This is a genomic window from Amycolatopsis suaedae (assembly GCF_004214935.1).
GTDB classification, from domain to species: Bacteria; Actinomycetota; Actinomycetes; order Mycobacteriales; family Pseudonocardiaceae; genus Amycolatopsis; species Amycolatopsis suaedae.
Genome location: NZ_SFCC01000007.1, coordinates 47,482 through 61,718 on the forward strand (window position 1 = coordinate 47,482; position 14,237 = coordinate 61,718).

A 14,237-nucleotide genomic window follows, 5' to 3' on the forward strand; every position below is an offset into this window, starting at 1 on the left:
GCTAGCCGACCAGCTCCTTGAGGAACTGGCCGGTGTAGCTCTCCGCCGTCGCGGCGACGTCCTCGGGTGTGCCCTCGGCGATGACCATGCCACCACCGGAGCCGCCCTCCGGGCCCATGTCGATGATCCAGTCCGACGTCTTGATCACGTCGAGGTTGTGCTCGATCACGATCACCGTGTTGCCCTTGTCGACCAGGCCGTGGATGACGCCCAGCAGCTTGCGGATGTCCTCGAAGTGCAGACCCGTGGTCGGCTCGTCGAGGATGTAGACCGTCTTGCCGGTCGACCGCTTCTGCAGCTCGCTGGCCAGCTTCACCCGCTGTGCCTCGCCGCCGGACAGCGTCGGCGCGGGCTGGCCCAGCCGGACGTAGCCGAGGCCGACGTCGACGAGCGTCGCCAGGTGCCGGTGGATCGCCTTGATCGGCTCGAAGAACTCGGCCGCCTCCTCGATCGGCATGTCCAGCACCTCGGACACCGTCTTGCCCTTGTAGTGCACCTCCAGGGTCTCCCGGTTGTACCGGGCGCCCTTGCACACCTCACACGGCACGTAGACGTCCGGCAGGAAGTTCATCTCGATCTTGATCGTGCCGTCGCCCGCACACGCCTCGCAGCGGCCGCCCTTGACGTTGAACGAGAACCGGCCCTGCTGGTAGCCGCGCACCTTGGCCTCGGTGGTGGACGCGAACAGCTTGCGCACGTGGTCCCAGACGCCGGTGTAGGTGGCCGGGTTGGACCGCGGCGTCCGGCCGATCGGCGACTGGTCGACCCGCACCAGCTTGTCGACCTGGTCCAGCCCGCGCACCCGGGTGTGCCTGCCGGGAACCTGCCGCGCTCCGTTGAGCTTGTTCGCCAGCACCGTGGCGAGGATGTCGTTGACCAGCGTGGACTTGCCCGACCCGGACACACCGGTGACCGACACCAGGCACCCGAGCGGGAACGACACGTCGATGCCGCGCAGGTTGTGCTCGCGGGCGCCGACGACGGTGAGCTGCCGCTTCTTCGCCACCGGCCTGCGCACCATCGGCACGGCGATCTCGGTGCGCCCGGACAGGTAGTCGCCGGTGAGCGATCCCTTGGCCTTCAACAGCTTCTTGTACGGACCGCTGTGCACGATCTTGCCGCCGTGCTCGCCCGCGCCCGGGCCGATGTCGACCACCCAGTCGCTGGAGCGGATGGTGTCCTCGTCGTGCTCGACGACGATCAGCGTGTTGCCGAGGTCCCGCAGCCGGGTCAGCGTCTCGATGAGCCGGTGGTTGTCGCGCTGGTGCAGGCCGATCGACGGCTCGTCCAGCACGTACAGCACGCCGACCAGGCCGGAGCCGATCTGCGTGGCCAGCCGGATGCGCTGCGCCTCGCCGCCGGACAGCGTGCCGGAGGCACGGTCCAGCGACAGGTAGTCGAGGCCGACGTCGAGCAGGAACCGCAGCCGGGCCTGGATCTCCTTGAGCACCGCCCCGGCGATCATCGCCTCCCGGGTGCCGAGCACGAGGTCGTCGAGGAAGTCCGACGCCTCGGCCACCGACAGCGCACACACCTCGGCGATCGAGTGCGGGCCGCGGGTGGCGTGCTCAAGGGTGACGGCGAGGATCTCCGGCTTGAGCCGGGTGCCCTGGCAGGCGGGGCAGGGCACCTCCCGCATGTAGCCCTCGTACTTCTCCCGCATGAAGTCCGACTCGGTCTGCTCCTGGCGGCGCTCCAGGAACGGGATGACGCCCTCGAAGTTGGCGTAGTAGGAACGCTGGCGGCCGTAGCGGTTGCGGTAGCGGACGTGCACCTGCTCGGGGACGCCGTGCAGGACGGCCTTCTGCGCCTTGGCCGGCAGCCGGCGCCAGGGCGTGTCCATGCGGAAGCCGACGGTCTCGGCCAGCGCCTCCAGCAGCCGCTGGAAGTACTCCGCGCTCTGCCCGAAGTCCCACGGCGCGATGGCGCCCTCCCCCAGCGACATCTCGTCGTCCGGGACGACCAGCTCCGGGTCGACCTCCTTGCGCACGCCGATACCGGTGCACTCCGGGCAGGCACCGTAGGGCGAGTTGAACGAGAACGAGCGCGGCTCGAAGTCCTCGATGGCCAGCGGGTGGCCGTTGGGGCAGGCCAGGTTCTCGGAGAAGCCGCGCACGCGGTGCGGGTCGTTCTCCGGCAGGTCGACGAAGTCCAGCTCGACCAGCCCGTCGGCCAGCCGCAGCGCGGTCTCGATCGAGTCGGTGAGCCGCTGCTTGGAGCTGGGCTTGACCGACAGCCGGTCGATCACCACCGCGATCTGGTGCTTCTCCTGCTTCTTCAGCTTCGGCGGGTCGGTCAGCGAGTGCACCACGCCGTCGACCATCGCGCGGGCGTAGCCCTGCTGCTGAAGGTTGGCGAACAGGTCGACGTACTCGCCCTTGCGGCCGCGCACCACCGGCGCCAGGACCTGGAAGCGGGTGCCCGTCTCCATGTCGAGTACCTGGTCGACGATCTGCTGCGGCGTCTGCTTGCTGATCGACTCGCCACAGGTCGGGCAGTGCGGCTTGCCCGCGCGGGCGTAGAGGAGGCGGAGGTAGTCGTAGACCTCGGTGATCGTGCCCACCGTCGAGCGCGGGTTGCGCGAGGTGGACTTCTGGTCGATCGACACCGCGGGCGAGAGGCCCTCGATGAAGTCGACGTCCGGCTTGTCCATCTGGCCGAGGAACTGCCGGGCGTAGGCCGACAGCGACTCGACGTAGCGGCGCTGGCCCTCGGCGAAGATCGTGTCGAAGGCGAGGCTGGACTTGCCTGATCCGGACAGGCCGGTGAACACGATCAGGCTGTCCCGTGGCAGGTCGAGGTCCACGCCACGGAGGTTGTGCTCGCGTGCACCGCGAACAACGAGGCGATCAGCCACGCGAGTCCCTTTCTCACTGGTCTGGTGCGTGCTGGCGTTGGGTTCGGGCAGCGCCCAGAGGGCGGCCGCCTAGATGCTAAGTCGGACCACCGACAAAACCGGTCGGGCCGGATTCCGGCTGGTCCGCGAGGGTTCGCGCTCCCGTCGAGGGTACGCGTCGGCATGGTGGCGCTAGGGTGCGGGGCGTGAACGTCGTTGAGGAGTACACCGGTCACGTGGAGCCCGGCGGCGACGCCGCCCGGCGCACCCTGGACGAGCTGACCATCACCAAGATCTCGGTCGGCCCGATGGACAACAACGCTTATCTGCTGGTCTGCCGCGCTCAGAACGAGGCCCTGCTGATCGACGCCGCGGCCGATCCGGAACGCATTTCCGATCTGATCGGGCACGGCCCGGACCGCCCGGCGCTGCGCACCGTGGTGACCACCCACCAGCACCCCGACCACTGGCAGGCGCTGGGCGCCGTCGCCGGGGCCAACGGGTCCAACACCGCCGCCCACCCGCTGGACGCCGACCCGCTGCCGGTCCCGCCGGACTTCCTGGTCGAGCACGGCGACACGCTCACCGTCGGCGACTGCACGCTGGAGGTCATCCACCTGCGCGGGCACACGCCGGGCTCGATCGCCCTGCTCTACCGCGACCCGAAGGGCCACCCGCACCTGTTCACCGGCGACTCGCTGTTCCCCGGCGGCGTGGGAAAGACCACCTCACCGGGTGATTTCACGTCGCTGCTGAACGACGTGGAGTCACGGCTGTTCAACGCGCTGCCGGACGACACGTGGTTCTACCCCGGCCACGGCGACGACTCGACGCTGGGCGCGGAGCGCCCGAAGCTGACCGAGTGGCGCGAGCGCGGCTGGTGATTCGCAGCGGGCCGCTCACATGCTCGTGAAGGCCACCTTCATCACGTCTCACGTAATGAAGGTGGCCTTCACGAGCCTTGGCGGACAGGGATGATCTCCACCATGCCGTCCAGGCCGACGAAGTCCTTGGCGTTCTGGGTGTACAACGGCAGTTCCCGGGACGAGGCGATCGCGGCGATCATCAGGTCGAGCCGGCGGGCCCGCGGGTTCCGCTCCGTGGCCACGGTCATCGCCACCAGCGTGCCGTAGCGCGCCGCGGCCGGACCGTCGAACGGGAGCGGCTCGAAATCGACGATGGCCGCGCCGAGCTGCTCGTTGCGCACGGCTCGCAACGCCGGGTCCGCGGTCATCGCGACGCCCTGGTGCAATTCGGCCATCGTGACCGCCGTGATTTCGGGGATGACGGGCAGATCAGCCGGATCCAGACGGGCGAGATCGATATAAACGCACGTGTCGAGCACTCCGGACTGCCGGCGGTCAGCCACGGGCACGGTCCCAGGGATTGTCGTCACCGATGCGATCTTCGCCGAAGACCTCGTCGTCCTCGCGCCGCAGCTGAGCCGCATCAGCCCGGGGCAGCCGCCGGTGCCGCTCCACCAGCTCCTCGGCAGTCAACCGCCGCTGACGGGACAGGGGACGCAGTTCCGCGACCTCGACGCCGTTACGAGTGACGTGATAGGTCTCGCCGGCTTCCACCGCGTCCATGACGGCTGCCGAGTTGTTCCTGAACTCACGCTGGCTGATCACCTTCACGATCCCCAGCGTAGCCTTGCGTAGCACAGCTGGCTACACCGGCCAGGACCGCGCATATCGCAGCGATGATCAGGAGAGCCGCGATGGCGGCGACGACCAGCAGCAGACCGTCCGCCGAGGTGGACGCCGCGAAGTAGACACTGCCCAGAGCCGCCACCCCGATCACCTCGGCGAGCACGGGGCCGGTGGCGTTCATGGCCGAGATCGCCGAGGCGAACCGAGGCTCCACCGCCGAGGTCACCTGTGCGATCAGCGGGCTGTACCCGGCGGCGTGCCCGGCCCCGGCGAACAGCAGCAACGGCAGGAAGAACCACGGGTGTCCGTCGTGCCTGACGACGAGCACGGCCAGAACGGCACCCGCGGCGAAGACCGGCGGTCCCACGATCGGCATAACCCGCCGCAGCCACCGCGGGCAACGGTTCCAGCTCAGGCTGAGCGCGCCGAAACCGACCGCGTACGGAACGAACGCGAGTCCAGCCTGGAGCGGGCTGTAACCGAGTTCGGACTGCAGATGCAGGGTCAGCGTGAGCACGAAGACGGTGTAGCAACCCATGACGACACAGCAGGCAGCCAAGCCTGACTTCACTCCGGCCGACCTGAGTGCCGCGACGTCGAAAACGGGGTGCCGTGCCGTGGATTCGTATCGGACGAACACCCCCGACAGCACGGCGCCACAGGCGAGCGTGACCCACACCCACGCCGGCCACCCCTGGTTGTGACCGAAGACGAGCGGGAGGGTGAGCGCGGTCATGGCCGCGGTCAGCAGGGCCACCCCAACGAGATCGAGGCGGGCCCGCCGGCCGGTTCGTGACCTCGGCAGGACCCGCCGGCCGATCAGCAGCACGGCCACACCGACCGGGACGTTGATCAGGAAGACCGGCCGCCAGGACAGCCCGAGCAGGTCGACCCCCGCGACCAGTCCTCCGATCACCTGGCCGAGCGCGACCCCGAGGGCGAGGACCATGCTGTAGACACCGATCGCCCTGCGGCGCCCGGCGCCTTCCCAGTGACGATGGATGAGCGAGAACACCTGTGGCATCAGCAACGCGGCCCCGGCCGCCTGCGCGATGCGGGCAAGCACCAGCATCGCCGGGTCGACGGCCAGCCCACACAGCAGCGAGGCCCCGGTGAACCAGCCGAGCCCGATCAGGAACGCGCGCCGGAACCCGATGACATCACCGATGCGCGCGCAGGTGACGAACAGGACGCCGGTGGTCAGCAGATAGCTCGACACGAGCAACTGGATCTCGGCACTGCCGGCGCCCAACCCGGCACGAATCGTCTGGGCGGCGACGGACACGATCGATCCGTCCATCGACACCATCACCTGTCCGGTGAGCAGCACCGCCAGCATCGGCCCACGGCGGGTGCCCGGCACGAGAAGGTTGACCATGCCCGCGAGCCTCGACCACCGAAGGCCGACGGTCTTGAACGAGTTTGCGGGCCGTGTCGGTGCGCGCGGGTAGGTTCCGCCTCGTGCGTGTGACGAGGCGAGTGCTGGCGACTCCCCACTTCGTGGTCCGGGTGGTCGACTGCACGGACGACCACGCTCGCTGGTCCGCTCCGGAAACGACGTCCGGCACCCAGCTCGTACTGGTCCGGCGGGGCCGGTTCCGGGTCGACTCCCGTGGCCGGCGCGTGGTGATCGATCCGACCACCGGTTACCTCCACCCACCCGGACACGAGACCCGCTTCGCCCACCCCGCCGGTGGGGACACGTGCACGTCGATCACCCTGCCCGGCAACACGCTGACCGAAGGCGTCGACGCGGCCCCGGTCCACGTGGACGCGCGGCTCGAACTCGCCCACCGCACGCTCCTGCGCACCGGCGCGGACCCCGGCTTCGCCGGAGCCGAAGCCGTCGTGGGCCTGCTGCGCCTGGCACTTCGCCGCCGTCCCGACGAGACGTCCGCGCCCGGACGGCACGACCTGGCCGACCGGACCAGGGAGGCGTTGCTCGCCGACGAGCCGGCCGGCAGCCTGGTCGCACTGGCGCGCCTGCTGGACGTTTCGCCGTCCCACCTGAGCCGTACGTTCCGGCACCACGTGGGGATGACCGTCAGCCGGTACCGCAACCGCGTACGGATCAGCCGTGCGCTGCAACGGATCGAGGAGGGCGAAACCGACCTCGCCGCCCTGGCGTTCACCCTCGGCTTCAGCGACCAGGCCCACTTCACCCGGACCATGCGGCGCGAACTGGGCCACACTCCCGGGAACGTCCGCGCCCTGCTCGCCGCGAGTACCCTGGACTGAGAACGCCGGTTCTCTGGAGGAGTGCACAGCAGGGTGGACGACACGACCGCGACCACGCAGGTCCTCGACGCGGCCGAGGAACTGTTCTACAGCCGCGGCATCCAGGCGGTCGGCATGGACGACATCCGCACCCGCTCGCAGGTCTCGCTCAAGCGCCTCTACCGGCTGTTCGCCTCGAAGGACGACCTGGTGGCCGCCTACCTCGACCAGCGGGACACCCGCTGGATCGGCCGTCTCGAAGCCCACGTGGCCGCCGTCCGGGAACCGAAGGCGCGCATCCTCGCGGTGTTCGACTGGCTGGCCGAGTGGTTCAGCGAGCCGGACTTCCAGGGTTGCGCGTTCATCAACTCCTTCGGCGAGCTGGGCAGGATCTCGCCCCGCGTCGCCGCCGTGGCACGCGGGCACAAGCGACGCTTCCGGGTGTTCGTCACCGGCCTGACCGAGGCGGCGGGCCTGCCCGCCGAGACTGCGGACCAGCTGGTCCTGCTCGCCGAGGGCGCGATGGTGGTCGCCGGGATGGATCCCGGGCCCGCGCCTGCACACCAGGCACGCCGCGCCGCGGAGATCCTGATCGCCGCACACTGACCCTTGCTCAGGAGAACCTTCGTTCTCTAAGCTGTCGGAGAACGAACGTTCTCCCAGGAGGTCCCGTGTCCGAGCGCCCACCGCTGCCCCCGTTCACCCGCGAGACGGCCATCCAGAAGATCCGGCTCGCCGAGGACGCCTGGAACACGCGTGATCCGGAGAAGGTCTCGCTGGCCTACACGACCGACACGCGCTGGCGTAACCGCGCCGAGTTCGCCGACGGCCGCGACGAGGTCGTGGCGCTGCTGCGTCGCAAGTGGACGGTCGAGCTGGACTACCGGCTGATCAAGGAGCTGTGGACGTTCGGCGACAACCGGATCGCCGTGCGGTTCGCCTACGAGTGCCACGACGACGCGGGCAACTGGACCCGCAACTACGGCAACGAGAACTGGGAGTTCGACGAGCACGGCCTGATGCGCGTCCGGCACGCCTCGATCAACACCCGGCCGATCGCCGAGGCCGAGCGGCTGTACCACTGGCCGCTCGGCCGCCGTCCCGACGACCACCCCGGGCTGTCCGACCTCGGCCTCTGACCCGCGCCGGGACCGGGGCTCAGCCGGGGGTCAGGCGCCAGCCCCGGCCGGACGTGCTCGCGCGCCAGAGCCGCGCGTAGGCACCGTCCGCCTCGAGCAGAGCCCGGTGCGTCCCGGTCTCCACCACCCGGCCGTCGTCGACGACCGCGATCTGGTCGGCCTCGACGACGTTGTTCAGCCGATGCGCGATCAGCAGCACCGTGCTGTGCTGCGCCAGCTCGCGGATCGAACGCCGCAGGTACCGCTCGTTCTCCGGATCGAGCGCGGCGGTGGCCTCGTCCAGCAGCACGATCGGCGCCCGCTTGAGCAGCGCCCGCGCGATCGAGACCCGCTGACGCTCACCACCGGACAGTGCCGTTCCGCCCTCGCCCACCCTGGTCCGCCAGCCCTCCGGCAGGCGCGCGACGATCTCGTCGACGCCGGCCAGCCGCGCGGCCTCGGCCACGTCCTCGTCGCTCGCCTCCGGCCTGCCGAGCCGGATGTTGGCCTCCAGTGTGTCGTCGAACAGGTACACGTCCTGGAACACCATGGCCAGCTGCGCGGTCAGCGCCTCGGTCGTCTGCTCGCGCACGTCGGCGCCACCGACCCGCACCACTCCACTGTGGACATCCCAGAACCGGCTCAGCAGCCGGATGACGGTCGTCTTGCCGGCACCCGACGGCCCGACCAGCGCGGTCACCGAACCCGGCGGCACGTCGAGCGAGAAACCACGCAGGACCGGCGTGTCCGGCCGGTAGCCGAAGACGACGCCGTCCAGCTCGATCCGGCCGGGCGCGGTCAGCGGTGCGGTCCTGTCCGGCTCGGGCATCGCGGGCTCGCGCAGCACGTCGGCGAGCCGGCGCAGGTCGCCACCGGCGATCCGGATCGCACCGGCGTACTCGCTCAGATCGGCCAGCGGGCCGGCGAACCGGAACGCGAGCGCGACCAGCGCGACGGCCACCGCCGGGGCGACGGCGCCGTCGAGGGCCAGCCACACCACCACGAGAATGAGCACGGTCACCGCGAGCTGCACCGCGAGCCCGCTCACGCTCAACCCCACCACGCCCTGCCGCAGCGTGCGGCGCCGGGTTAGCCGCTGCTCCTCGATGGCGTCCTCCAGCGGCCGGTACCCGTGGACGTTGCGGCCGAACGCCCGCAGCACCCGCTGGTTACGCCCGAACTCGATGACCCGGCTGCCCGCCTCGACGTCGGCGGCGTGGTTGCTTGCCTCGCCACGGGACAGGCTCCTGCCCGCGAAGCGGAAAGCCAGTGCCAGCAACGGAACACACAGCGCGGTGGCGAGCCCGAGACGCCAGTCGTGGAAGAACAACGCGACGGTCACGGTGAGCGGCGACGCGACGGCGACGACCAGCGGCGACAGCAGGTGGGCGAAGATCCCGGTGATCATCATCGTGCCGTCGGTGGCCACCCGGGTCAGCCGTCCGGTGCGGTCGGCGTCGAACCAGCCCAGTGGCAGGGTCACCAGGTGATCGCCGAGGCGCTGGTGCAGCGACGACATCGTCTCCAGCGCCGCGGCGGAGCCGCGCATGGTCTGCACGTACCGCACGACAGCGGCGGCCACCGTCGCCACCGCCAGGGTCAGCAGGTGCGGGCCGACCGGCGCACCCGAGGCCAGCGCCTCGACGACCGGCACCAGCAGCGCCGCGGCGACACCGCTGAGCACGCCGTAGGCGACGGTCCACGCGACATAACGGGTCAGCACGTGTGCCCGGGACGGCCCGAGCAGCAACCGCAGATCGGTGATCACGCCGCGACCTCCTCGTGTGCGTTCCACATGCGTGCGTACGGGCCCGGCGCCCCAAGTAGTTCGCCGTGCGTCCCGGTCTCCACGACCCGCCCGCCGTCGAGGACGACGATCCGGTCCGCGCCGGTGATGGTGGACAGCCGGTGCGCGATGACCAGCACCGTGCGCCCGGCGACCAGCCGCGACAGGGCCTCCTGAATGGCGGCCTCCGACTCCGGGTCGGCGAACGCGGTCGCCTCGTCGAGCACCAGGACCGGCGTGTCCGCCAGCAGGGCCCTGGCGATGCTGACCCGCTGCGCCTCACCGCCGGAGAGGCGAGCGTCCTGGCCCACCACCGAGTCGTAGCCACGCGGCAGCGCCGCGATCCGGTCGTGGATCCGAGCCGCACGGCAGGCCCGGACGACCTCGGCGTCGGTCGCCTCCGGGCGGCCGAGCGCGACGTTGTCCCTGATCGACCCGGCAACCAGCTGCACGTCCTGCAGCACGAACCCGACGTGGCGGTACAGCCGCTCCGGGGCGACGTCGCGGACGTCGGCGCCGCCGACGCGGATCGCACCGCTGGTGACGTCGTGGAACCGCAGCAGCAGGGTGGCCAGCGTCGACTTCCCCGAACCCGACGGCCCCACCAGCGCCGTCACCGTTCCCGGCTCGCAGGTGAAGCTCACGCCGTGCAGGACCTCGTGCCCGGCATAGGCGAACCGGACGCCGTCGTACTCGACCCTGCCGCCGGACGGCCGCCGGGGCGACTCCGGGACCGGCAGCGCCGGGACGTCCAGCAGCTCCTGGATCCGCACCGCGGCGGCCGCTGCCGTGCGCTTGTTCAGCGCGCTGAACCCGAGTGGTTCGATGGCCACCGGGATCACGCACCCCAGCAGCACACCGGCCAGCGCCTCGCCGGGACTCACCCAGCCCTGGCCGACGAACCACGCACCGCCGCCCACGGTGACCAGGCCGACCACGGGCGCGGACACCAGCAGTCCGGCGAGTGCCTCGATCCGGTTCATCGGCCGGACCCAGGCGGCGAAGAAGTCCGTGTACTCGGCGGCGGCACCGCGGTAGGCGGCGTGTGCCCTGCGCGCCCGGCCGAACGCCTTCACCACCGCGATTCCCGAGATGAACTCCACCACCGCGCCGCCCAGCCGCGCGTTGCTCTCGTCCATCTTGCGCAGGACCTCGTTGGAGCCGCGCTCCATCCAGGCATACGCCGCCGCGAACAGCGGGATGGTCGCCACGGCGAGCAGGGCCAGCCGCCAGTCCAGGACGAGCAGGTAGGCCAGGGCACCGAGCGGCGTGACGACCGCGGCGGTCGTCTCCACGGCCTGGTGTGCCACCAGCTGGTGCAGTGCGTCGACGTCACCCATCGCGGTTTTGCGCAGGCGTCCCGAGGAGTTGCGGGTGAACCAGCCGAGCGGGACGCGGCCGAGGTGGGCGACCATCCCGCGGCGCAGGTCGGCCTGCAGCCGCACGTCGGCCACGTGCGTGATCGTCAGTGCCACGCTGGTGAACGCCGCGCGCAGCACCAGGCCCGCGACGATCAGCACGGACACCAGGAGTACCCGGCCGGAGTCGACCGGTGTCGCCAGCAACGTGTCGGCCAGCTCGACGAGGCCGGCGAACGGCGCCAGCCCGGCCAGCGCGCCGAGGCCGCTGAGCACACACGCCAGCCGGACCCGCCCGGCGACGGGACGGCGCAGCTCCCGCAGCGCCTTCTTCGGATCGTGAGACATGCCCACGACCCTGCCGGGACTCAGCGCATGGTGTCTTGGACGATTGTTCCCCTCGCCGAACCGCCCTCAAGCCAGTCGCGGTACAGCGCGCCGGGCGTGTATCCGGCCAGTTCCCGCAGGTCCCGGGTGAGATGGGACTGGTCGGCGTAGCCGTAACGCAGGGCGACGTCGGCGGCCGGGATTCCCTCGGTGATGGCCTCGATGGCCGGTGCGAGGCGCACGATCTTCGCCGCCCGCTTCGGCGTCACGCCGATCTGGGCGGTGAACCGCGACCACAGGCGCTTGCGTGTCCAGCCGGTCTCGGCGGCGAGGTCACCGATCCGGCCGCGGCCGCCGGTGGCGACGAGCCCGCGCCAGGCGAAGGCCACCTCCGGGTCGACCGGACGGTTGGTGTCGAGCTTCCCGGCGAGCACCATGCGGAGCCGCCGGAACCGCTCGTCCCAGCGCGGCGCCGCCTCCAGCTCGGCTCGCAGCCGCCTGCCCTCGGCACCCCACAGGTCCTCGAACCCGACGACCGTGCCGGCCAGCTCGGCGCCCGCACCGCCGAGGACGGAATGCGCGGCCAGCGGTGAGAGGTGGATGTCCACACAGGCCACATCCCGGCCGTCCACCCGCACCGAGTTGACGCCCACCCCGCTCGCGATGCCGGCTTCGACCGGGCGCGTCCGGTCGATCCGCAGCTCGCCGTCGAAGACCAGCACGATGGTCACCTTCGGCGAGGGCAGCACCCGCATGTCCAGGCCGCGCCCGGCGCGGTCGCGGTACCCGACCAGCTCGACGCCCTCGTACCCGGGCAGGCCGGACCGGACGATGTCCCAGCCACCGCCCTGTTCAGCCTGCAGCACCATGCTTCGCAGTATCCCTCAGTCGAGGCAGAACTCGTTGCCCTCGACGTCCTGCATCACCAGGCACGACTCGTTGAACTCGTCGGCGACGAGCAGCCGCACGCGCCGCGCACCGAGCGGGATCAGCCGTGCGCACTCGGCCTCGAGCGCGGCGACACGTTCCTCACCCACGAGCCCGGTGCCGACCCGCACGTCCAGGTGCACCCGGTTCTTGACGACCTTGCCCTCGGGTACGCGCTGGAAGTACAGCCGGGGACCCACGCCCTCCGGGTCCGCGCAGGCAAATGCGGCGCCCTGCCGCTCGGGCGGCTGCGCGCGATCGAACTCCTCCCAGCTGGCGAACCCGGTCGGTGGCGGCGGCACGACGTACCCCAGCACCTCGCACCAGAACCGGCCGACGCGCGCGGGTTCCGCGCAGTCGAAAGTGATCTGAACCTGCTTGACCGACCCCATGAACCCCAGCCTAACCGCGGGCGCGACTAAATATCGTCGGCCGACAACGCGAGCCACAGTTCCAGCCGGTCCCGCGGAGAGTCCAGGCTGCGGCCGGCGACCCGTTCGGCCGACCGCAGCCGGGTCCGGATCGTGTTGCGGTGCACGCCGAGTACCGCGGCGGCGGCTTCGACGCTGCCCGCGTCGAGGTAGGCCCGCAGGGTCGCCGCGAGGTCCGCGCCGGTGCGCCGGTCGTGGTCACGCAGGGGGCCGAGCACGGCGGCGCTGAACGGCGCGAGCACGTCGGACGCGCGCAGCAGCCCCCAGGACGACACCGCGTCGGCGTCCACATAGGACTCCCCGGAAGGCAGGACGTCGGCGGCCCGGCGTGCCGCGGCCGCGACCCCGGTCACGTCGCCTGCCACGGCGGCACCGGCCCGTACGGCGGCGCCGGTCAGCTCGGCGGCCCGGTCGCGGACGCGGGCACCGAGCCCCGCCTGCGCGGGCAGGACGGCCACGACACCACCGGGTCGCGGCACCAGCAGGATCCGGTCGGTGTCCACACCGGCGGCGACGTCGGCGAGTGCGTCCAGCAGCACGCCCACGGGCTCGGCCGCCCCGTCCAGCGCGAACACCACCACCTCCAGCGGCTCGGGCGGCAACAGCGCCGCGTCCACCGGCGCACCGTCCAGCAGTGGCGCGAGCAGCCGCGCCCGCTGGGCGTGCAGGGCCGAGCGCAGCGCACGCAGGCCCAGCATGGTCATCGCCAGCAGCACGGCGGCGTGGTTGGCCAGCAACCGCTGGTGGACGGCGTCGCCCGGCGGGCAGGACAGGGCCAGCCAGCCCCTCGGCGGTCCGGCCAGGCCGATGCTGTGCACCAGCAGGTACTTCTCGCCGTCCTCGACGGCGGTGGCGGCCTGCGACCGGCCGCGGATCGACCCGGCCAGCTCCCGGGCCCTGGCGTGCCAGGGCCGCTCCCCCGCCGGGCGCGCCGCGCGGGTGCGGCCGTCCACGTCGAGCAGCAGCGCCTCGCCACCGACACCCCTGGCCAGCTCGGCGAGGATGCCGGCGTCGCCGGACCGCAGCGCGGCGCGGGCGATCGACTCCTGGACGGCGATCGCGTGCCGTTCCGCCCGCAACGCGGCCTCGGAGTGCCAGCGCGCGACGGCCTGGCTGACCGCGATGAACGGCGTCGTGCCCAGGACTGCCACCACCGGAAGGTCCCGCCTGCCCGCCTCGTCGAGCACTTCCGGCGGCAGCGCGTCCAGCACCTCGGCTGCGAAGCCCAGCCCGGCGGCACCGGCCGCGGCCAGCCGCCGGACGTAGGCCCGCCTGCCGCTCTCGTCGTCCGGCAGGCCGAGGCCGATGGTCAGGACCAGCTCACCGCCACGCAGCCAGGGCACCGGATCGGCGACCTCGATGGCGTGTGCCCAGGAGACCTCCCTGCCCAGGCCGGCCTCGCCCGCGAGCAGGCCCAGCTCCAGCCCGTCCATCCGCAGGACGTCGGCGACGGTGAGCGGCATGACGGTCCCCGATCGTGCGAATCGCACAAAACAATCTTCGACGGAGTGCATATCGTACAGCCGTCGACCGGCGGGTTAGCGGTTAGCGTGCCACCGCTGAGATCCCCCGACGCAGTGGGAGC

General features: G+C 71.4%; 13 protein-coding genes. 4 read left to right on the forward strand and 9 right to left on the reverse strand.

All coding sequences use genetic code 11. The annotated features are described in order from the left end of the window. Position 1: 1 nt before the first annotated feature. A complete protein-coding gene (gene uvrA / locus EWH70_RS14735) occupies positions 2 to 2,857 on the reverse strand; it encodes an excinuclease ABC subunit UvrA (protein ID WP_130475956.1) in 2,856 nt (951 codons plus the stop codon). A 185-nt stretch (positions 2,858 to 3,042) separates the two neighbouring features. On the opposite strand from uvrA, the gene EWH70_RS14740 reads away from it, so the two are divergent. Beyond that, entirely contained in the window at positions 3,043 to 3,720 is a 678-nt protein-coding gene (locus EWH70_RS14740; protein ID WP_130475957.1) for an MBL fold metallo-hydrolase, read from the forward strand. Between the two features lie 68 nt (positions 3,721 to 3,788). On the opposite strand, the gene EWH70_RS14745 is transcribed toward EWH70_RS14740, so the two are convergent. The 3 genes from EWH70_RS14745 to EWH70_RS14755 are packed head-to-tail and all read right to left on the reverse strand — an operon-like array spanning position 3,789 to position 5,827. Next, positions 3,789 to 4,205 (reverse strand): type II toxin-antitoxin system VapC family toxin, encoded by a 417-nt coding sequence (locus EWH70_RS14745; RefSeq protein ID WP_130475958.1) that lies wholly within the window; start codon positions 4,203 to 4,205, stop codon positions 3,789 to 3,791. Next, a complete protein-coding gene (locus EWH70_RS14750; RefSeq protein ID WP_130475959.1) occupies positions 4,198 to 4,473 on the reverse strand; it encodes a type II toxin-antitoxin system Phd/YefM family antitoxin in 276 nt (91 codons plus the stop codon). The genes EWH70_RS14745 and EWH70_RS14750 overlap by 8 nt, the downstream gene beginning before the upstream one ends. Then, positions 4,451 to 5,827, reverse strand: coding sequence for an MFS transporter (locus EWH70_RS14755; RefSeq protein ID WP_130475960.1), 1,377 nt, complete (start codon positions 5,825 to 5,827; stop codon positions 4,451 to 4,453). Before EWH70_RS14755 ends, EWH70_RS14750 begins: the two co-directional genes overlap by 23 nt. A 122-nt stretch (positions 5,828 to 5,949) precedes the next feature. Here EWH70_RS14755 and EWH70_RS14760 point away from each other — a divergent pair, with 122 nt between their 5' ends. The 3 genes from EWH70_RS14760 to EWH70_RS14770 all read left to right on the forward strand — a co-directional run bounded on the left by EWH70_RS14760 (position 5,950) and on the right by EWH70_RS14770 (position 7,844). Next, positions 5,950 to 6,726: a helix-turn-helix transcriptional regulator gene (locus EWH70_RS14760; RefSeq protein ID WP_240686990.1), complete on the forward strand. Its 777-nt coding sequence runs from the start codon at positions 5,950 to 5,952 to the stop codon at positions 6,724 to 6,726. 33 nt (positions 6,727 to 6,759) lie between these two features. Continuing rightward, positions 6,760 to 7,311: a TetR/AcrR family transcriptional regulator gene (locus EWH70_RS14765; protein ID WP_130475962.1), complete on the forward strand. Its 552-nt coding sequence runs from the start codon at positions 6,760 to 6,762 to the stop codon at positions 7,309 to 7,311. Between the two features lie 65 nt (positions 7,312 to 7,376). Further along, on the forward strand, positions 7,377 to 7,844 hold the full coding sequence (locus EWH70_RS14770) for a nuclear transport factor 2 family protein (RefSeq protein ID WP_130475963.1): 468 nt from the start codon (positions 7,377 to 7,379) through the stop codon (positions 7,842 to 7,844). 19 nt (positions 7,845 to 7,863) lie between these two features. On the opposite strand, the gene EWH70_RS14775 is transcribed toward EWH70_RS14770, so the two are convergent. Genes EWH70_RS14775 through EWH70_RS14795 form a run of 5 tightly spaced genes read right to left on the reverse strand, consistent with a single transcriptional unit; the run spans position 7,864 to position 14,142 of the window. Next, complete coding sequence (locus EWH70_RS14775) at positions 7,864 to 9,591, reverse strand: ABC transporter ATP-binding protein (protein WP_130475964.1); 1,728 nt, start codon at positions 9,589 to 9,591, stop codon at positions 7,864 to 7,866. Further along, positions 9,588 to 11,315 (reverse strand): ABC transporter ATP-binding protein, encoded by a 1,728-nt coding sequence (locus EWH70_RS14780; protein WP_130475965.1) that lies wholly within the window; start codon positions 11,313 to 11,315, stop codon positions 9,588 to 9,590. Before EWH70_RS14780 ends, EWH70_RS14775 begins: the two co-directional genes overlap by 4 nt. A 20-nt stretch (positions 11,316 to 11,335) precedes the next feature. Next, complete coding sequence (locus EWH70_RS14785; RefSeq protein ID WP_130475966.1) at positions 11,336 to 12,163, reverse strand: helix-turn-helix domain-containing protein; 828 nt, start codon at positions 12,161 to 12,163, stop codon at positions 11,336 to 11,338. 15 nt (positions 12,164 to 12,178) lie between these two features. Next, positions 12,179 to 12,613 (reverse strand): VOC family protein, encoded by a 435-nt coding sequence (locus EWH70_RS14790; RefSeq protein WP_130475967.1) that lies wholly within the window; start codon positions 12,611 to 12,613, stop codon positions 12,179 to 12,181. A 26-nt stretch (positions 12,614 to 12,639) separates the two neighbouring features. Continuing rightward, on the reverse strand, positions 12,640 to 14,142 hold the full coding sequence (locus EWH70_RS14795; protein WP_165436278.1) for a PucR family transcriptional regulator: 1,503 nt from the start codon (positions 14,140 to 14,142) through the stop codon (positions 12,640 to 12,642). Positions 14,143 to 14,237: the final 95 nt, after the last annotated feature.